The 20,149-nt window shown below is 49.2% G+C and carries 16 protein-coding genes; 7 read left to right on the top strand and 9 right to left on the bottom strand.

The window, feature by feature from the left end; all coding sequences use genetic code 11:
* Positions 1-38 precede the first annotated feature (38 nt).
* A complete protein-coding gene (locus AC1S5B_RS03310) occupies positions 39-752 on the top strand; it encodes a response regulator (protein ID WP_482034301.1) in 714 nt (237 codons plus the stop codon).
* Positions 753-823: 71 nt separating this feature from the next.
* Here AC1S5B_RS03310 and AC1S5B_RS03305 read toward each other — a convergent pair whose 3' ends face one another.
* Positions 824-1,519: a ComF family protein gene (locus AC1S5B_RS03305; RefSeq protein ID WP_482034300.1), complete on the bottom strand. Its 696-nt coding sequence runs from the start codon at positions 1,517-1,519 to the stop codon at positions 824-826.
* 213 nt (positions 1,520-1,732) lie between these two features.
* Here AC1S5B_RS03305 and AC1S5B_RS03300 point away from each other — a divergent pair, with 213 nt between their 5' ends.
* Positions 1,733-4,117 carry a putative PEP-binding protein gene (locus tag AC1S5B_RS03300; RefSeq protein ID WP_482034299.1) on the top strand — a complete coding sequence of 795 codons (2,385 nt, stop codon included), beginning with the start codon at positions 1,733-1,735 and terminating at the stop codon, positions 4,115-4,117.
* 102 nt (positions 4,118-4,219) lie between these two features.
* Here AC1S5B_RS03300 and AC1S5B_RS03295 read toward each other — a convergent pair whose 3' ends face one another.
* Together AC1S5B_RS03295 and AC1S5B_RS03290 are read right to left on the bottom strand one after the other, a co-directional pair.
* Complete coding sequence (locus AC1S5B_RS03295) at positions 4,220-4,915, bottom strand: SDR family NAD(P)-dependent oxidoreductase (RefSeq protein WP_482034298.1); 696 nt, start codon at positions 4,913-4,915, stop codon at positions 4,220-4,222.
* Positions 4,905-5,603: a GNAT family N-acetyltransferase gene (locus tag AC1S5B_RS03290; protein ID WP_482034297.1), complete on the bottom strand. Its 699-nt coding sequence runs from the start codon at positions 5,601-5,603 to the stop codon at positions 4,905-4,907. The genes AC1S5B_RS03295 and AC1S5B_RS03290 overlap by 11 nt, the downstream gene beginning before the upstream one ends.
* 121 nt (positions 5,604-5,724) lie before the next feature.
* Here AC1S5B_RS03290 and AC1S5B_RS03285 point away from each other — a divergent pair, with 121 nt between their 5' ends.
* Positions 5,725-6,312, top strand: a complete 588-nt coding sequence (locus AC1S5B_RS03285) for a TetR/AcrR family transcriptional regulator (RefSeq protein ID WP_482034296.1) — start codon at positions 5,725-5,727, stop codon at positions 6,310-6,312.
* A 186-nt stretch (positions 6,313-6,498) separates the two neighbouring features.
* Here the strand turns inward: AC1S5B_RS03285 and AC1S5B_RS03280 are convergent, their stop codons facing one another.
* The 4 genes from AC1S5B_RS03280 to AC1S5B_RS03265 form a co-directional block, all read right to left on the bottom strand.
* The gene (locus tag AC1S5B_RS03280) at positions 6,499-7,341 is read right to left on the bottom strand and encodes a C39 family peptidase (RefSeq protein ID WP_482034295.1); all 843 of its coding nucleotides are present in this window, start codon (positions 7,339-7,341) and stop codon (positions 6,499-6,501) included.
* Between the two features lie 168 nt (positions 7,342-7,509).
* Entirely contained in the window at positions 7,510-7,875 is a 366-nt protein-coding gene (locus AC1S5B_RS03275) for a DUF1818 family protein (RefSeq protein ID WP_482034294.1), read from the bottom strand.
* A 52-nt stretch (positions 7,876-7,927) separates the two neighbouring features.
* The gene (locus tag AC1S5B_RS03270; protein ID WP_482034293.1) at positions 7,928-8,437 is read right to left on the bottom strand and encodes a hypothetical protein; all 510 of its coding nucleotides are present in this window, start codon (positions 8,435-8,437) and stop codon (positions 7,928-7,930) included.
* 51 nt (positions 8,438-8,488) lie between these two features.
* Entirely contained in the window at positions 8,489-8,716 is a 228-nt protein-coding gene (locus AC1S5B_RS03265; protein WP_482034292.1) for a DNA-directed RNA polymerase subunit omega, read from the bottom strand.
* 509 nt (positions 8,717-9,225) lie between these two features.
* On the opposite strand from AC1S5B_RS03265, the gene AC1S5B_RS03260 reads away from it, so the two are divergent.
* From AC1S5B_RS03260 to AC1S5B_RS03245, 4 genes are all read left to right on the top strand, one after another.
* The gene (locus tag AC1S5B_RS03260; protein WP_482034291.1) at positions 9,226-10,575 is read left to right on the top strand and encodes a CmpA/NrtA family ABC transporter substrate-binding protein; all 1,350 of its coding nucleotides are present in this window, start codon (positions 9,226-9,228) and stop codon (positions 10,573-10,575) included.
* 90 nt (positions 10,576-10,665) lie between these two features.
* A complete protein-coding gene (gene ntrB / locus AC1S5B_RS03255) occupies positions 10,666-11,508 on the top strand; it encodes a nitrate ABC transporter permease (protein WP_482034290.1) in 843 nt (280 codons plus the stop codon).
* A gap of 146 nt (positions 11,509-11,654) precedes the next feature.
* Positions 11,655-13,655, top strand: a complete 2,001-nt coding sequence (locus tag AC1S5B_RS03250; RefSeq protein ID WP_482034289.1) for an ABC transporter ATP-binding/substrate-binding protein — start codon at positions 11,655-11,657, stop codon at positions 13,653-13,655.
* A 34-nt stretch (positions 13,656-13,689) separates the two neighbouring features.
* Positions 13,690-14,529: a nitrate ABC transporter ATP-binding protein gene (locus AC1S5B_RS03245; protein ID WP_482034288.1), complete on the top strand. Its 840-nt coding sequence runs from the start codon at positions 13,690-13,692 to the stop codon at positions 14,527-14,529.
* A gap of 22 nt (positions 14,530-14,551) precedes the next feature.
* On the opposite strand, the gene AC1S5B_RS03240 is transcribed toward AC1S5B_RS03245, so the two are convergent.
* Together AC1S5B_RS03240 and AC1S5B_RS03235 are read right to left on the bottom strand one after the other, a co-directional pair.
* Entirely contained in the window at positions 14,552-18,310 is a 3,759-nt protein-coding gene (locus AC1S5B_RS03240) for a Yip1 family protein (RefSeq protein ID WP_482034287.1), read from the bottom strand.
* A gap of 253 nt (positions 18,311-18,563) precedes the next feature.
* Positions 18,564-20,018 (bottom strand): uracil-xanthine permease family protein, encoded by a 1,455-nt coding sequence (locus AC1S5B_RS03235; RefSeq protein WP_482034286.1) that lies wholly within the window; start codon positions 20,016-20,018, stop codon positions 18,564-18,566.
* Positions 20,019-20,149: the final 131 nt, after the last annotated feature.

Raw genomic sequence — 20,149 nt, 5'->3', positions numbered from 1 at the left:
TACAATAGAGCAAACGCGGGTAGGAGAAACAGAATTGAATGGCAGGTCAACTGTTGTTGGTGGATGATGAACCAGGGTTGCGCGAAGCGGTGCAAGCGTACTTGGAAGATAGTGGGTTTACGGTGGATGTTGCCAGTAATGCGCGGGAGGGGCTGGAGCTAGCACGGCAAAAGCTGCCCGATTTGGTCATTACCGATATCATGATGCCCCAAGTAGACGGCTATCAGTTTCTAAAGCAGTTGCGAGAAGAGCCTCAGTTTAAGGGGTTGCCTGTGGTTTTTTTGACGGCACGGGGAATGACCAGCGATCGCATTCAAGGATATACCGCAGGCTGTGATGCCTATCTGCCAAAGCCGTTTGATCCTGATGAGTTGGTGGCGATCGTCACTAATTTGCTGAAACAATCCGCCGCACGGGTTGCAACCAGTGATGATGAAGGTCACAATATTGCTGACTTGGCGCGGCAAATTGCTGATATTAAAAGTATGTTGACTCAACGGGGCGCGATCGTCCAGTCGTCCAGCCCCGTCAAGCTTGATTTCACCCCCCGCGAACAAAGCGTCTTAGACTTAGTAGTGGATGGCTTAATGAATAAAGAAATTGCTCGTCGTCTGGAAACCAGCGTCCGCAATGTCGAAAAATACGTCAGCCGCCTCTTCGTCAAAACAGGCACCAACAGCCGCACCGAACTCGTCCGTTTTGCCCTAGAAAACGGGTTGAATACCTCCATGACAAGGGGAAATGGGGAATGACGTTTGCCTAGCATTGACCTAGGAAATATAGCGAGTAGCGAAGCATGAATTCAAAACTCAAGACTTAAAACTCAAAACTTCCCTTCACGCTTCGCACTTTTTCCCCCTGCCTCTGTTCGCGCTAAGACAATGATTCCTTGAACCCGGATTCCGTGTCGTCTCAAGGTTTGTGCTGCGGAGACAGCGGTTGCTCCGGTTGTGTAAATGTCATCCAGCAGCCACACCGGGCGAGAAGGCGGCTTTTGCAAAAAGGGTTTGCCGACACTGAACGCTTCCGATAAGTTTTGCTCCCGTTCTGCACTGGATAGTTTGAACTGGGCTTCTGTAGCGCGATCGCGGTTCAATCCATTAACCGCGATCGGTAGCTGGGTAATATGGCAAAAGTGGTGTGCCAGCAATTCTGCCTGATTAAACCCCCGCTGTCGTTTCTTGCTGGGATGCATGGGAATCGGCACAATGATTACATTTGACGATGGATTCGCCGATCTCCATGATTCCGCCATCCAGGCTCCCAAAATCTCTGCCAGATGAGGGTTTCCTTCATATTTCAGCGCCGCGATCGCCCGCTTCAATGCGCCATTATATTGACCCCAAGCAAAAACTGGCAATGGTTCCACTTGACCCGCATCCATCGATTCACACCGACACCGCTGAACTTGTCGCTGGCAAGAAACACATAAGGCTTGAGCCTGCGATCGCTGACAAAGAGGACAAGGCGACTCTAGAAATAGCCCCAATAGCTTATTCAACTTCCAAGCTGGATTCATGTCGTTCCGTTGAATGAACCATCCGCCTTCAGAGTGCCCGTGGGAGACGCAAAAAGAACAGGTTTCGGGTTCCAGGAATTAGGTTTCGGGTTCCAGGAATTAGGTCGTGGTCGAGTATGGAAACCCCTGTTCCCTGACCCCTGACCCCTGAAACCTACTCTCTGACCCCTGACACCTGCTATACCATCAAAGGATGTGTAACTTTTTTATCTTGTGAATACGCTGTATCGGCTTGATCAAATTCAACCGGATCAGATGGTGCTTGTGGGGCAAAAAGCGTTTTATTTAGGGCAACTCCTGCAAAAAGGGCATCCTGTTGTGCCGGGAGTCGTGATTCCTGCAACCGTTTTCCAGGCGTTTTTGGCACAGGTAGACTGGTCTGATCCGCTGTTTGAAGATATCCCGAACTCGTCGCTGCGGTTGAATATCGAGGATTGGCAGCAGTTGCAGGCGATCGCTCAACATTTGCGCCGCGCAATTTTGGCGACTCCAGTGCCGACTGAGGTAAAGCAGTCATTGGCAGAAATCACGGCTGATTGGCACCCGGCAATGTTGATTGTGCGTCCTTCCTTAGGGGTGGCAGGCATCCAGCGTTCCCATCTAGCTAAAGCAGAACTAGAGCCATTGTTAAGAACCTCTGGGTTGTTGACCAGTCAGATCTGTGGATTAGAAAACGCAGCGCTGGAACAGGCAATCCAACACCTGTGGGCAGATTTCTTTGGGGCTAAAAGCCTATTTTATTGGCAGCGCTTGGGGATTCCGCTGCACCAGGTGAAATTGTCTACTTTGATCCAGCCACTACCAGCAGCGATCGCGGCTGGAACGTTGCGTTTAGTGAATGACCAGGTGGAAATTCAGGCAACCCTGGGGTTGGGAATGGCGATCGCCCGTGGAGAAGTGATTCCTGACACCTATCAAGTTCAAGCCCTAGAGAAAATTATTACTAGAAAAAAGTTAGGGTTTAGAACGATTGCCTATCGAGCGATCGCGCCGACTTCCAATTCCCAACCCCTGCAAATCCAGATTCTGAATGCTGCTCAGCAGGAAAACTTTGCTTTAGAGGAAGCACAGATCATGGATCTCGCCAAATTAGGGCAGCAGGTGTTGGCAGAAGTGCGGTCGCCCATTGAGCTTGAGTGGGTGTTGCATTCCCAAAATGGAACGCCCACTCTGGAGTTTACTCAGGTGATTCCGCTCAGTGCGCCCTTGCCGTCAACCGTTAAAGTTCTGCCTGTGGCGGCAATGCGCGATCGCCAATCTACTCAAGCGCGGATGCCAGAAGGATTATCAGAAGCGATACTCGTAGCATCGGGAACGGCGGCTTCACCAGGGCACGCGATCGCGCCTGCTTGGATCTTGCAGGTGGAAAATGACCTGCCTTCAGAGTTGCCGACAGGCTCTATCCTTGTGACCACAACCCTGCCGCTGGAGTGGTTGCCACTCTTGCAAAATGCTGCTGCCATTGTGATGGAGCAGGGTAGCTTAACCAGCCACAGCGCAATTGTGGCAAGAGGTTTGGGGATTCCGGCGGTGGTTGGGGCACCCCATGCAACGGAGACGATTCAGCCTGGAGATTTCCTGTGGGTAGATGGCGATCTCGGTCAGGTCTATCGGGTTCCGCAGGCTCTCAAAGCTCATCCCGACTCATTCACCCATCCAACAGCTAGCCCACTATCATCTGAACAGTTTGAAATAGATCATCCTGCGATCGCCACTCAACTGATGGTAAACCTGAGTCACTTAGATCAATTAGAGCCGTTGATGGCACTGCCGATTGACGGAATTGGCTTGATTCGAGCAGAACTTTTGGCACCCTCAATTTTAGGAACAGAGCATCCCACTACCTGGCTTCAGCACCACACGAGCGCTGAGTTGATTGCTGGTTTCACAAAAAGCCTGCTTCCCCTCGCCCAAGCAATCAACCCACGCCCTGTTTTTTATCGGTCTCTCGATTTGCGCCCTCAAGAGTTTCGTCCTTTAGCATCTACCAGTACCCGTTCTACGCCGGAACGGGGTCTGGGTGGAACTCGAAGCTATCAAGCCGATCCTGCTTTGTTTGATTTAGAACTGGCAGCACTCGCGCAAATGCAACAGGCGGGGGCAACCAATCTATGTTTAATCCTGCCCTTTGTGCGGACGGTGGAAGAGTTTGAATTTTGCCGCGATCGCGTGGAACAAGCTGGACTGACTCAGCATCCTGCTTTTCAGCTTTGGATTATGGCAGAAGTGCCTTCTGTGTTGTTTCTTCTGCCCGATTACGTCAAAGCTGGAGTCCAAGGCATTTCTTTAGGCACCAATGATCTAACTCAGCTTCTCTTTGATCTTGATCGCAATCAACCTCAAACAGGCGCAACAATTGATGAAAGGCATCCGGCGGTAAAACGAGCGATCGCCCAACTGATTCAGCAAGCACAGGAAAATAACATTCCTTGCTCCATTTGTGGAGAAGCGCCTGTGCGTTACCCAGAACTGATTCCCGACCTGATTCGCTGGGGCATCACATCCATTTCAGTTGCGCCAGAAGCGGTAGAAACTACTTATGATGCGATCGTCGAAGCGGAACGAATGGTGAAGTTGTGCAGCGACAGATACCCTTGAACTCTCACAGAGAGCTTTTCTGTCGCACCGACGCAGTGTCAGGTAGCTGGCAACTAGCAACTCGTTTAATAATCGCCACAACTAATCGACAGTGCCATAAGTTTAAGCTCCCTCGCCTAGCATTGCAGGTACATCAATCTCTTTAATACAAGTAGCTCGTGACAAAGAGAGAATACAGTTAATGATGGAAAGCAGATCGCTGAGAGGAATGGCTGCACCATCCGTCATATTGGCTGCCGCAAGATCTGCCAAAACTTCGGGTGTGCCAACATTGCCAGGGTTGATCACCGTTACCCCAATTTGCTGCGATCGCAGTTCTTCCCGTAAAGAATGCACCACTCCCCGCAGTCCAAACTTCGATGCACTATTGGCAACCTCTCTTCCTGGGAAATTATCTCGACCGGAAAGCGCCCCCATAAAAATGATTTTGGGATTATCCGATCGCCGCAGGGCAGGCAGTAACGCTTTTACCAATCGAATGGGCGCGACCAGATTGACAGCAATCACACGAACAATGTCCTCATCAGAACACTCTTCAAAGCTGTATTGACTGGTAAACGCATGGGTTTCCCAAGTTCCACCCATGTATAACAAAGCATCTAAGCAATCATCTCCAATCGCATTTACGGTCGTTTCTACACCGACCAGGTTAGACAAATCTGCCTGTACCCATTCACCGACCGGAGGCGCTGTCCGAGACACTGCCAATAGGCGATCGCACTGGTCTATCAAATGGTCTGCAACCGCCAGTCCAATACCGCGACTCGCACCAGCGACCAGAATGGTTTTAAAGGACATTAGTTTTCTCCCGTTCATTGAGGCGCAGACCAAACTTGGTCACTCCCGGAAACTCGATATTGAATTGTTCCGAGAAGTAATCGGCGTGGAAGGTTTGATAGGGCTTAAATCCAATGGACTCATAGGTATGGCGAGCGACATCATTGCCGTTGATCACCATAATTCCAGCAAATTCATGCTGCTGCGATCGCCCCTCCTCTAGCAACGCTCGAAGTAACGCTTTGCCAAAGCCTTGCCCTCGCGCTTCTGGCAATACGGCAACATTTTCAATGATCCAGGTTGCCTGGGGTGTAAGGAAAAACGGTTGCACATCCCCTCCCCACAGTGTCAGATAGCGATCGCAAAAGACGCTTAAAGTTTCGGTAGACCAGTTTAATTCCTGGGCGATCGCCTCAAGACGGGAAAGGCGCAACGGGCAGTAGTCTTCTGTATCGGGTACATAGCCTGCTGCGGCAGCAACGGGCTTCCCTTCAGCCTCCAAGATCAGAAAATCTTCAACGTTGCCCCAGTTAGAAGCCTCTGTCCTCAGTTCTGCCTCGATAAATTGCAAGGCAGTCGTTCCAGTCCCCTCTAATAGATCTTCCCAAAAGCAGTGATCGAATGGCGGCAACGAAGCTTCGTACTCAATCTGGGCGAGGAATGGAATATCAGCAGTGGTTGCTTTGCGAGTGCTGAGAATGGCTAACATAAAACCCCTTGGAGGAAGTCCCCCACCTTAAGATACAATCTGTATGTATCTTAAGGTAGCGAGAGAGCCTTCCTCTTGTCAAGATACATACTGTCTGAATGTTAAAGTTGAGTTATTCACCATGCCTGCAAAGTTGACCAAAGCGGAACAAACTCGTCGCACTCGTCGCGCTATTCTGGATCAAGCGCGGCACCTATTTGCCACAAAGGGGTATGCCGCTACGGGCACCGAGGAAATCATCAGCGAATTAGGGATTACGCGGGGAGCCTTGTATCACCAATTCAACGATAAGTTGGGCGTGTTTAAGGCGGTCATCGTTGAAGCCTATGGTGAGATCACAGACTACATCCAAACTAAAATTCAGCCCTTAGACACCAATTGGCAACAGCTTATCGTCGGCTGTCAGGCATTTCTCGAAGTCGCTCACCAAGAGGAACTGCGACGGTTAGTTTTCGTTGAGGCTCCAGCGGTTTTGGCAGCAGATGACTTGGCTGAAATGGATCAGTATGGCTTTGCTTTGCTGCGTGAGTCTATTCAGATTGCGGTCACTGAGGGTGAGCTAAACACGATCGATGCAGAGGGTTTTGCTCACCTGGTCAATGGTTCGCTGAATGATTTAGCGGATTGGGTTGCACAGTCGAATGATCCTAATCGATTGAAAACAGCACAATCTCTAGTGGAGACATTACTGATGCGGCACCGGAGTTAATCCTACTGATCGAATGTTAAATATTTGGCTTGGCGATCGCAGTCATCTCATTAACAGGTTGCTTCTTGATGCAGATGGGTAGAAGTTGGCTCAGAACCCGATCAATAGCTCAAGCTACCTAACTCTGGGTTTAGAGACTACTCGCTTTTCTAGTTGAGTGCTGAGTACTCAGCACTCAGCACTTTATTACAGTCCCATTGGCAAACCAGTAGGCTTCCCTTTGATACTTGTAACCACTCTTCCCCAACCCGCTTCACTGCCTTGATCCCAAAAAATCTTTTGCATGGTGCCGTAAGTATAGGCATCGTATTTGCCGCCAAAGCCCACATCATAGGAGTCGCTAGATCCATAGCGGGTGCCATAGGGGTCGTGGACAAGCCAAGCCTTGTTGATGGGATCATGCCCGACAATGACACAGATATGCCCCGACCCTTTGTAGGCGAACCCAACCACGACTGGAATACCCGCTTTCAGGGATAGCAACACATCTTTTCCAGACAGCGTATAGGTGAAATAGGATTCGATGCCGAGGTCTTTCAATGCCTTAGTTTGAGCTTCGTGGTCAATGGTATCGCCATACTTGTTGACCAGGCGCATGTAAACCGACTCTGGCTCAGGAAACCCTTGTTGCTTCGCTTGTTTGGAGACCTCTCCTTTGAGCAAATAATTTGCCAGCATCGTGTTGCTGGTGGTGTTGCACTGCCGCCAGCCGGGTCCAAAGACTGTGGGGTCGTTGTTTAGCTGAGAGCAGTAAGGAACATCCAGTTTGATCACTTGCTTAGCGTCTTCCCCTTCGATGGTAATGTGAGGGTCGTAAACATAGACTTCCTGGATCTTTGTCTGACCGTCTTTTGCCGTGAGGGGAGATGCCAACATCAGGCGAATATGTTGGTTGCGATCGGGGCTGAATTCAGTGACGCTAAAGGTTTTGCCCTTTTCCATGAAAATCTTATCGGCATCTGGCAAATCATTGGCAGCTAAGACGCGTCTTTTGAGAAAGGTATCTGCATTGGTGGTTGCTTTTGGCATGATGGTAGACCCCTGAAATTTAGTAATACTTAGATTTGGCAATGCTTCTGCTGCGAAGCTAGAACAATCTTTTGTTAGACTGCCCCACATTGAGTTGTTGCTAACCAAACCTGAGTATTTTCTCTAAATGAAGGTTTAGATATTTCTAAATCTCTCAACGCTGCTAGCTTAAAAAACTTTCAGCGATCGCACCGCTTGGATCAGTTCGGGCACTACCTCGGCAGCCCAATGTCCTTCGCCCCGTCGCCCGGTTAACAGCATTAAATGCAGGCTGTAGCTATGGGGATAACCATTTGCTTCTAGCCAAATCAAATCGCCCTCTACTTCACAGGCGATCGCTTCTTCATCCATTAACTCGGATTGCATGTGGGCGATCGCCCTAACCAGTTGATTGAGCAATCGAGCAAACTCTTCGAGTTCAGCATTCGTTAGCTCTATTGCCCAGTCTTCTGCACCCACCAAGCCTTGAAAGGTAGCGGCTTCTGCATCCCAACCAATTCGCCAGCCAACGCCAGTTTTGAGCAGTCGAGCCATGGAGGTTAAGAGAGAAAAAAGAAGAGAGAAGAGAGAAGAGAGAAAAAAGAAGCTAGTTGGAAAGGGGCGATCGCGCGGATTGGGGAGAAAATCCATTGACTAAGGCTTGTACGAGGGCATCTCGCTGGGCGCGGTTTAGCTGGCGAATGGCTGCTACATCTCCTTCAGCAGGATTTTTTTTCAGTTTGTTAGCCCCAGGATAGTCGCTCGTCTCCAGCGCTCCGGTCAAACCTAGATACTCAGCAAGGGTAATCTTCCAATCCAAGCGATAGATAGGAGGTCGCCCTTTGACGTAGAGATGGTAGCGAATCAGCCGACTCACTAAGGTGTTTTCCGGAGCGACCTTGCCTGTTTCTTTGCTGATGTATTGGTTTTCTCGCGGAAAGTCGGGAATCTGTTCGTAAACAGTTCGCCATACGCCTTCTGAGCGAACGATTGATTGCGCGATCGCGGCAGATGAGGGCTGCCATCCTGCAAACCCGTCTCCACTCGCTAGCGCCAATCCGATTGCGACCATTGAACCGACGGCGATCGTGGCCAAACGATGAAAGCGTTTTAGCATAGTCAGTCAACCTCAATCGTCAGCTTTTAACTTTTAATTCGAGAGAATCCCTTATTCGCCAATGATTTCAGGCTGGGTTAATTCATCCGACATTTCCATAATTGCTCGCAGCACTGGCTTCATGGAAGGGTCTTCATTATTGTCAAAATCTTCAAAGCGTCGTCTTTTAGCACGATTGGCAACCTGAACCGTAATCCGATAGCGATTAGAGGCTGCTCCAATCAGTTCATCGGCACGGCGCATCACATGAGTGCTGTCATACACAAGACGCTTTTGCATAAAACGTAGTTTCCAATAAAAAAGGCTTCCTCAGTCTATCAATAGAATCGGCGATTCGTGAAACGATCCCTACGGGAATCGCGGTTAAATCTGCTTGGGTTTTCCCCTAGGTGTCATCCAAACGGAATGAATTGAGGCGCGATCGCAACTCAACAACCTTGAGAAGTCCTGAGAAACCAAACATAGGTAAATCTTTAGCTTTGTCATAGTAACTTTCTATACATTTTCCAATTGTTTTTTGCGCCGTGTGCCGCTAAAGTATTTTCAAGATAGATTTTTAGTTATCTTTACTCAAAAATAGATAGACTTTTTTCGATGAAGCGAATTGATAGCTTCAATGCTCTTTAAGAGATCAGATAAAAGTCAGATATTTCCCTCTTTTCGTGATTGAGGACTAGGCGATCTGAGCCATCTCGTGAGGGTATTTGAACCCGATGTTTTGTCGCAAGACAACTACATTTGTCCATCGCACATTTTTAACAACCTACGTTGGGATATTAGGAGATAGAATGTCTATTTTTTCAAGGGTTTCTCGTCGTCGGTTCATCACGATCGCTGCGGCATCGTCTGGGACTGTATTACTAAAGGGCTGTTTGGGCAATCCACCAGATGCAACCACTTCTAGTCAAAGTTCGCCAGTTGCCAGCCCAGTTACAGACATCAAACCGGAAATGATGCCGGAAGTGAAAACGGTTAAGCTGGGTTATCTGCCGATTGTGGAAGCGGCACCTCTGATTGTTGCTAAGGAGAAAGGATTTTTCGCTAAGCATGGGTTGCCTGATGTTCAGATTGACAAACAGGCAAATTGGGGAGCCGCACGAGACAATGTGAAAATTGGGTCGGCTGGTGGCGGCATTGACGGCGGACAGTGGCAAATGCCAATGCCTTATCTGATTTCGGAAGGCATCATCACCGACAAAACCAAAGTGCCGATGTATGTGTTGGCGCAGTTGAATACCCAAGGAAATGGGATTGCGGTCGCCAACAAGCATCTGGGTAAAGGCTTATCGACTAAAATGTCCGAACAAGTTGCCTTCTTTGACAAATTGAAGTCAGAGGGAGGGAAATTCAAAGCGGCATACACTTTTCCCAAAGCAAACCAAGAATTTTGGATTCGCTATTGGCTCGCTGGAAATGGCATTGATCCCGACAAAGAAGTTGAATTGTTAACAGTTCCAACGGCTCAAACGGTTGCCGATATGAAAGCAAACGCAATGGATGCCTTCAGCACGGGCGATCCCTGGCCCAACCGGATTGTGTCTGATAAGATTGGCTTCGTCGCAACCCTTACAGCGGAGATTTGGAAGAATCACCCCGAAGAATATTTGGCAATTCGCAAAGATTGGGTAGATAAGCATCCCAAGGCGACCAAAGCAGTCCTCAAAGCAGTCATGGAAGCCCAACAGTGGTGTGATAACTTCGACAATCGCCAGGAGCTAGCAAGCATTCTGGCTAAGCGCGAATACTTTGGGGTGCCAGAGAAGGTCTTACTTGAACCACTGATGGGCAAATATAACTTGGGTGAGCGATCGGTGGATGATAAATCACTGGCAGTACTGTATTGGAAGGATGAGAAAGGCAGTGTCTCCTATCCTTACCAGAGCCATGATTTGTGGTTCCTGACTGAAAGTGTGCGTTGGGGCTTTTTGCCGAAAGATACGCTGACTAAAGCGAAAGACTTAATCAAACAAGTGAACCGAGAAGACCTTTGGCGGGAGGCAGCGAAGGAACTCGGTATTGCGGCGGCGGATATCCCAACTAGCACCTCTCGCGGGGTTGAAACATTCTTTGACGGCGCTAAGTTTGATCCCGAAAATCCCCAAGCTTACCTGAACAGCTTAAAGATTAAGAAAGCTTAGAATCTGACAGTTTTGCAGCTTTTCGAGTCAAGAAAAGCTGCTTCTGTTTAAACATTGTTGACATACTACTCAACCTGAAGGCATAGACTCATGACGATCGCTCCCAATACCACTAAAACAACCTTTGATCCTTCCTTCATTGAACGTTGGAAAATAAAAGAACGACTCAAAGATTTAATCCCACCCACGATCGCGATCATCATCTTTCTCACCCTTTGGCAACTTTTCTCATTGCTTCCAGGTGCAGTATTGCCTGGTCCAATTAAGGTCGTGCAAGATACCTGGATGTTGATCCTCTATCCCTTTTATGACAGAGGCGGTACGGATAAGGGATTATTCTGGCAGGTGGCTGCTAGTTTGCAGCGGGTGGCGATTGGCTATACGTTTGCGGCGATCATTGGCATCAGTGTCGGGGTTTTGGTCGGACTCAACGACACCCTATCTAAAGCTCTTGATCCAATTTTTCAACTGCTGCGAACAGTGCCACCTCTAGCATGGGTGCCGATTGCACTGGCAGCACTACAGCAAAACCAGCCTGCCGCTCTGTTCGTCATCTTCATTACGGCGGTCTGGCCCATCCTAATCAACACATCTGTGGGGGTTCGCCAGATTCCTCAGGATTACAACAACGTGGCGCGTGTGTTGCAGCTATCGCAGAAAAAGTATTTCTTCAAGGTCCTCTTTCCGGCATCGTTGCCCTACATTTTTACCGGATTGCGAATCTCGATCGGTCTGGCATGGCTCGCCATTATTGCTGCTGAAATTGTCATGTCAGGCGTAGTTGGCATTGGCTCCTTCATCTGGAATTCTTATCAAAATGGTCAGGTGAGTGAAATTATTTTGTCCCTGTTTTACATCGGCATGGTGGGACTGATCCTCGATAAGTCCTTAGCGTGGTTACAAACAGCGATTTTGCCAGAAGAACAACGATAGAACGAATGACGAAGTGCGAAGTGCGGCGAAAGTTTTGAGTTTTGTTCGCGCAGCGTCTCCGTAGGAGATATTTTGAATTCGCCCCTCGCTACTTGCCCCTCGACAGTCCCTAACACCTGACCCCTGAAACCTATCCCCTATTTCCTATGACCTCCTTTGTTGCTGTTGAAAATATCAAAAAAGCGTTTTCCTTAGCCAATGGCGATCGCTATATCGCGTTGAAAGGAATTGATCTAAACATCCGTGAGGGTGAATTTGTTTCACTGATTGGTCACTCTGGCTGTGGCAAATCAACGCTGTTAAACATCATTGCCGGGTTAGATTTGCCTACCGAGGGCGTGGTTCTGCTGGATGGTGAGACGGTTCGCCAACCGGGTCCCGACAAAATGGTCGTGTTTCAAAACTACTCGCTGCTGCCCTGGTTGACGGTGCGAGAAAACATTGCCCTAGCCGTGGATGAAGTGCTATCTCATTTACCGGTTTCGGAACGCCGCGAAGTGATCGAACATCACATTAATTTGGTGGGCTTACAACATGCTGCTGATAAACCACCGGGTCAATTGTCGGGCGGCATGAAACAGCGAGTGGCGATCGCCCGTGCTTTGGCAATCCGTCCCAAACTACTGTTGCTCGATGAACCCTTTGGCGCACTGGATGCGTTGACACGCGGCAATTTGCAAGAACGCCTGATGCAAATTTGCGATGAAAGCAAGGTGACAGCGGTGATGGTGACTCACGATGTCGATGAGGCGTTGTTACTCAGCGATCGCGTGGTCATGTTGACCAATGGCCCTGAATCTAAAATCGGGCAAATCCTAGAGGTCGATATTCCTCGCCCCCGCAAGCGCTTGGAAGTGATCAATCATCCCAGCTATTACTCCATGCGGAGTGAAATCATCTATTTCCTCAATCAGCAAAAGCGAATCAAACAAATGCGGGCGCGCAAAAAACCAGCTATTGCCCGTCATGGTTTAGAAAAAGTCAACTTAGAAATTGGTTTTGTGCCCCTGACCGCTTGTGCGCCCCTCGCCGTTGCCCAAGAGAAAGGCTTCTTTGCCCATCATGGCTTAGATGAAGTCCACTTAGTTCGCGAATCCAGTTGGCGTGGCATTCAAGATGGGCTTGCAGGGAATTATCTAGATGCTGCCCAAATGCCCTCTGGGATGCCAATCTGGCTAACCTTGGGAGGAATGGATGGGCGATATCTACCCACGGTTAGTGCATTGACCCTAACTCGGAACGGGAATGCCGTCACCCTCGACAAACGCTTCTATGACCAGGGAATTCATACTCTCCCAGACCTGAAGCGAATGTTGCTCGACACGCAATCGAAACAGCATGTGTTTGGGATGGTTCATCCAGCCTCTATGCATAATTTATTATTGCGCTATTGGTTGGCAGCCGGGGGCATTGACCCAGACCACGATGTCCAACTCGATACAATTCCTCCCGCCCAAATGATCGCCAACCTGCAAGCGGGCAACATTGATGGTTTTTGTGTCGGCGAACCCTGGAATGTCCGAGCAGCCGTTGAGGGCATTGGCTACACGATCGCGACTGATTTGGAAGTGTGGGAAGGACATCCTGGAAAAGTGCTGGGAGTTCGAGAGGAGTGGGCTTTGGCATACCCTAACACCCACATAGCACTCGTGAAGGCATTGTTAGAAGCTTGTCGATATTGTACCGATGAGGCAAATCATGAAGAAATTCGCCAAATTCTTGCCCGTCGCGAATACCTGAGTACTGACCTGCAATATATTCATCTTGGTGACCCCAATTCCCAGATCTGTAGTCTTCGTCCTTCACCCAAGGAATACGCGCATCATCAATTCTATGGTCAGGGTATCAACCGTCCTAGCCGGACAGAGCATCTCTGGACGATGACGCAAATGGCACGTTGGGGTGATGTTCCCTTTCCCCGCAATTGGGTTGAGATTCTAGAGCGCGTGTGTCGGGTTAGTGCCTTTAGTACGGCGGCACGGGAGTTGGGCTTGACTGACATCACCTATAGTCGAGGTCCAATTCAGCTATTTGACGGTACGACATTCAATGCAGATGACCCGATCTCTTATCTCAATAACTTAGAGATCAAGCACGACATCTACATGGCAGAAGTGCCCTTAACCCATTCCCTCACGACCGCATAAAAATCATTCATCTTTTTTAATAACGGAAGGAACGATGCAAACTCTACCGGCACAAACCACTCACAATCCCCAATCTAGCCAAGAACCGTTTCTCGTCATTGATAATGTTTCCAAGGTCTATCCAACTCCCACGGGCAGCTATGTGGTGCTTGAAGGAGTTAATCTACAAGTTCAAGAAGGCGAGTTTGTCTGCGTGATTGGTCATTCGGGCTGTGGTAAATCCACCTTGTTGAATATGGTGGCTGGGTTCTCGCAGCCCACCGAGGGACTCGTGACGTTGCAGGGTAAGCGGATCACTGAGCCGGGACCCGATCGCATGATGGTCTTTCAAGGCTATGCCCTGTTGCCCTGGCTGACTGCTTACGAAAATGTGTATCTGGCTGTGGATTCGGTCTATTCCAACAAATCTGACGCTGAGAAGAAGCAGATTGTTCAGGATCATCTGGCAATGGTTGGGCTGACTGAAGCTGCCGATAAGCAACCAGGGCAACTGTCGGGTGGAATGCGCCAACGAGTGTCGATCGCCCGCGCTTTGTCCATTCGCCCTGAAGTGTTGATTCTGGATGAACCGTTTGGTGCCTTAGATGCGATTACCAAAGAGGAATTGCAGATTGAGTTGCTAAAGATCTGGAATGATCATCGCTGCACCGTATTGATGATTACCCACGACATTGATGAGGCGTTGTTCCTCTGCGATCGCTTAGTGATGATGACCAATGGTCCGGCGGCAAAGATTGGAGAAATTGTTGATATTCCGTTTCCAAGACCGCGAGATCGCGATCGGATTATGGAAGATCCTGAATTCTACAAGCTACGGAACTATATTCTCGACTACCTCTACAACCGATTTGCCCATGATGATGATGGTGGTTGATTGTTAAAGGCAAGTCGGGTTATTAAAGCGTCATGGGTGCGATCGGGGCGATATTTGGATCGTGACCCCCAATCTGGCTAGTCCGAAGCACCCAAACGCTAGCACCCTGCTTCAAGAAAATGCGAACAACCGTGTCGCTGGCAAGACGCGGCAGGATGGTGCGCCAGCTTCCCAAACCCGTCTTTATGTTTTGCAGTGGGTTATCTTCCATTGTGCTGCCTAAGTTAAACTCGTTCTTTGCCCAATCAGAACGAGGACCGCCTAAGGGCTGAAGCTCCGACTCAAGACCCTCCCCCAACTGCTGAAGTACCTGCAATCGTTGGGCTTGTTCAGGGTTTTCTCTCAGCGATCGCAGCAGTTCGGGGTTTGCTTGGAATGCCTTAGTGGTTTGTTGAATGCTGGCAAACAATGCTTGGTTCGAGTCTTGGGTGCAGTTGTTGGCAAGACCAACAAACGTAGCGCCCGTGCCATCCCCAATCCGATAGCGAGAAGTCATCACTTGCAACTGGCGCATCATTAAATCTAAGGGGCTGTTGATCTCGCCATTCACGTCGTAGTCTTTGGTAAATGCATCTAGCTTCACCAGAAGGTCGCAGGTAGGGCGGGTGCCTGCCCAACCCATTTGGCGATCGCCCATGTAGCGCGACCAGTGGATTGTTCCCGCAATCAGACCATCGGTGTTTTGGCAATAGACCTGGTGATAGAGAATCTCAAAGCGCAGTTCATCCGTCAGCGGGTCGCGCACCACTTTAGCCATGCCATAGGCGAAATGCCCAAAGAAAATTGGGGTGGCAGCGGCAGGTTCTTTTTGAATGCCGCCAATCCCACCATAGTTATGGATCAGCAGAGCGCGATCGCCTTCTTGCCAATCAGCGATCGCCGATTGAATGGTGCCCGATGATCCATTCGATTTTGGGGCACACAACACCGACGAAATCTTGCCCTTTTGCGCCTCAACCTCTGCCCAAGCGCGTTTGCGAATATAGCGGTAGCCCGCTTTCGAGCCAAAAACAACCTCCTGCGGCTGCAAGCGAAACAATGATCGAGGAGCCAAAGACTGCACTACAAATACGCCTGCTGCATTTTTCGCTCCGTAGATATACCAACCCGCTTCGTTTAAGGGCGATCGTTCAATGTCGCGAGTCGTTGAAGGATAGCTGCCATATTCGGGTGCCATCAAAACTTGGGGCACCGAAACGACTTCTTGCACACCATCAAACTGACGAGAAGATCGGTTGAAATGCACAACTCGATACTGTTCCCCAGTCACAGGTGCCAAAAACTGAACCACTGCGTAGTAACGCCCCGTAATTTCTGTAGGCAGACTACGAATGTAGAGGCTGACCGGTTGTTTTTCACCGATCCACTCATCAGCCCTACGCCTCTCCATCTGCTCAACATCAACCGGATAATTGAGCATCACCATCATGTCATCAACGGGACGAGAACCCGCTAGAGACTCTAAGGGATCGACCTGTCGCCAGTGATTGAGGCGATCGGGATTGACTGATCCACCAAACTTGCTGCCATATTCAGCATCGGCGCTAAAGTGAACATCCTTTGTCACTGCCATCACCAGTTTTTTGAGAATTGGGCGATCTGCCCAGCGCAGATTTACCACCTGCCCAATGAATGACTGATGCTCTGCTGGCGCATGATGCACCTCAAACAGCGAACCTTGCACGTAGTCACGTTCTTCTGGCTTAGGCAGGATCAGCCGCCCCATCCACGGATTACTCGGTTGGTATAAGGTTAGATCTACCGTCTGATCAAGCGGGTAATAGTCAGAATGAAGAAAGGCTAACTGTTGATAAACCGAATAATTGCTGGCTTTCTGAGGAATGGTTTTATCTGCTAGCAGCACTTCGCCCCGCAGAATTTGCAGGATCAGTTCAATCGTAGTTTGCAAAATGGTGCGTTCATCAGGCAGTTTTGTTATGGGGTCCATGTAGCCACCCGGAACTTGGTGTCCTACGCCCTTCATCGACAGCACCGTGATTTTACCGCGCCGCATTGCCCGATTCCAGTAAGATAGGAAAAACCACTTACGGCGACCGGGGAAGAGTACTGGACCCGCTCGCTCAACAAAATCTTTGTCTCCCACTAAGTGGTAGAGATGCTCTAGCTTGAGGAGATTATTGTTGGCGCTCATTACCCCGCCTAGGGAAATTGCGTCGATCGGTGCGCCCGTTGCTCGTTTTAGGTAAGGTGCAGACGCAACGGACATTTGACCACCACCGCTATAGCCAATCAGCGTAATCGGGATGCCGCTTCCGGGTTGATAGCCGCGCTTGGTTAGCCCATCATAAAGGACCTGAGCAATGCCCTGGTTGTAGATTGGACCATAGCGTTTATCGGCTGAAACTGCCACGATGAACATATTTCGCACGTTGAGCATTAACCCCAAAATTGCCGCTGGGTTACTCCATCGCATTTTGTCCGCCAGTCTCCAGACAAAGGCTAAGGGGCGATCTTGATCTAAGGGTTGATTCAAGACGGAATACATCATCAATCCCTGCACCAGTTCCATGTTGTTGGGTAGGACTGGCTCGAATGCATTCAGAAAATCCACGATATCGGGTGTGTATGCTTCGCCCGATTGTCCAACGCCGTCGAGGTAAACGACATAGCGGGATACGGGATTGATTGCAGACATCGGCGATGCGATCGCATCATCTACAGTCACAGTTTGGCTCGTATCCAGATCGTCCCCATACCAGCCAGCCCACCAGCCTAAAGTTTCCAACGGAGCCAGAATTGCCGCAAAGACGATCGCAACGACCCCAATCCAAATTAAATCAAAGACAAATTTGAATAGCTTGGGCAAGCTACTGTGCCAGCCAAATAAATTTTCTCGAATCGGGCGTAGCAGTAGGGCGATCACCACAAACACGACAATCATTGCCAATAACCCGACCAGCAGCTTGATCTGCTGGGGAATGCCGTTGTTTTTTTGCTTAAGCTGCACCAGTGGATTAGAGAGATCTGCCCGCTGAGCGATAGTAGCAGCAGTGGTATTGCCTGCGTTGTTAACGACCGCTTGAGCCACAGCTTGGGCGGCTTCTGGATCGGATCGCTCCGAGGCTTGAATCAACTGATTCATTTCCGGTGCAGTGGTTTGAGTGTCAGTCACGATGGGAGCCGCCACACGCCCTGCCTGCACTCGATCGCGTAGTTCGGATCGATTCTCTACCAGTTCCACACCTGCCACGCGATCGGAAAGCCTTTGACCCAATCGAGCGATCGGTTGTCCAATGCTGCCTTCCAAAAATTGCAGCGCCACCCAGCCAACGGCAACATAGCCAAATGCCGTTGCACCATCTACTCCAGCGGCGGCTTCAAAGCCCACCACTGCTGCCAGCAATCGCCACACCGACAAGACATTTAAGATTGGCAGCCCTGCATAGGGCAATGCACCTAAAAAGCTGAATAATTGGGGCGCATAGCTGAACCCAAATACTTTGATCAGCGTTCTGAAGGAAACCTGCACCGACGAGGGCAATAGACAAATCAACCAGGTGCTAAACGCCAGAAACAAGAAGCCCAAGGTAAATAGAATGGCATTGAGCAAGAGACTAAAGACAAAGCGAATCGGCTTAACCCGATTGATGAAGAGCACAATACTTTGCCCGATCGCCAAAGATAATCCGGCGAATATCACCACTAGCACCGATGGCAATATTCCTCTCTGTAAGGAGGCAATCTCTTGAAAGGCTTCTAAGCTCAGGCTAAATACCCCGCTCAGCAAGTCCCAAAATTGATATGAACTGGTTGCCGTCATGACCGTATTTTCCTAGCGATCGCCTGACACCATTTGTGTCATCACATTTGTGCAATCAGATTACATCAGAAAGATTACACAACAAATATATGAAAGGAATAAATTTGATTTTGGCTGAATAAATTAGAGCATTGCTGAATCAGACTATGAATTCTGAAGATTCCCACTCCCATGCCCTTCTCTCCCATGGAAAGGAGAAAAGGGCGGGATGCGGGTAAAGTCGCTGCACAGTAGGAGATTATTAATCCTATTTCTATTGATTTTCAGCGATTAGCTCACTCGATTCAGCAGTTGGCTCAGATGTAGGCTTTGAAGTGTTGGGTAGAAGCCAGCTAAGCAAAATTGCGGTTAATCCGCCTGTTGAGATTGCCGAACCAAAGAGGTTTTTGATCAAAGGATCTTTGTTCGCGAACAACTCAGGCACATAAATAACCCCTAAACCCATGCTGAGGGAAACTGCTACGATTATCACCGATCGCCGATCCATGCCTGCGGATGAGATGATGTTTAATCCAGCCACTGCGATCGAGCCAAACATAACCAAGGTCGCACCCCCTAAAACAGGCTGAGGCAACGCTTGAAAGACACCGCCAACAACCGGTAATAATCCTAGGATGGCAAGAATCCCCGCCACATAAAAGCCAATATGCCGACTTGCAACCCCTGTCATTTGGATTACGCCGTTGTTTTGGCTAAAGGTTGTGTTTGGAAATGTATTCAGAACTGCTGCAATTAGCGAGTTGACTCCGTCTCCCAAGACTCCCCCTTTAATGCGGCGAACATAGAGCGATCCTTTGACGGGTTCTCCCGATACGGCTGAGGTTGCCGTTAGGTCACCCACTGTTTCAATGGCAGTTAACACATACAAAAGAATGAATGGTGCAAAGGCAGCCCAATCAAAGCTCATGCCATACCGAAATGGAATGGGTATTCTAAACAGGGGCAGGCTACCCAGCGCACTGAAGTTGACGATACCCAGAAATAGTGAAATTACATAGCCGACTGCTAACCCAATGGCGATCGCGCCCATTCGCAGAAAGCGGTTCTTGGATAACGTTAGCACCGACACTAATAAGAGGACAGTGCCGCCAAGTGCTAAATTTTGCCAGCTTGCAAACGAGCCATCGTTTTTCGCGAGTGCCCCTGCCCCACCCGCTAAGCTGATCATCCCAGTCTTAATTAATCCTAATCCAATGATCATTACGACGGTGCCAGATACGACCGGAGTAATGATTTTACTGAGCAGATGCAGGAACCTACTCAGAATAATTTCCACAAAAGAGCCAAAGAAGGAAACGCCAAAAATCAGTGCCAGTGCTTGTTCAGGTGTTTTTCCTCCTTGCAGTGCCACCGCGCCAACTCCCATGATTGGTCCGAGGAATGCGAAGCTAGTGCCTTGCAAACTTAACAATCCTGATCCTACAGGTCCAATTCTTTTGCATTGAATGAAGGTGCAAACTCCAGATGCAAACAGCGACATACTGATGATGTAGCTAGTATTGACTGGATCGAGGCCCAATCCACTACAGATGATTAGAGCAGGGGTAATGATGCCAACAAAAGCAGCTAGAACATGCTGAAATGCCACAAAAATCGATTCTGAGACAGGAGGTTTGTCATTCAAGCTATAGAGCAGATCTGAGATTCCTTCTCTGGTCTGTGCTTCCTCAACCTCCTCTACAACAAGGCTATTCTGCATTTCAGTCATAATGAGGTTCCTCAGATCTGCGTACTGTATCCTGCATACAATCGCAAAACAAGCTTGTATTTTCTGTCAAAACGAATACAAACAGCTAGGGCGCAGGCGATCCGGGTAGTCTGGCTTTAATCTATGGATAT

This window comes from Leptolyngbya sp. CALU 1928 (genome assembly GCF_056784215.1).
Note: the sequence above shows the minus strand (reverse complement) of the source record. Positions and strands in the feature narration are given on the sequence as shown.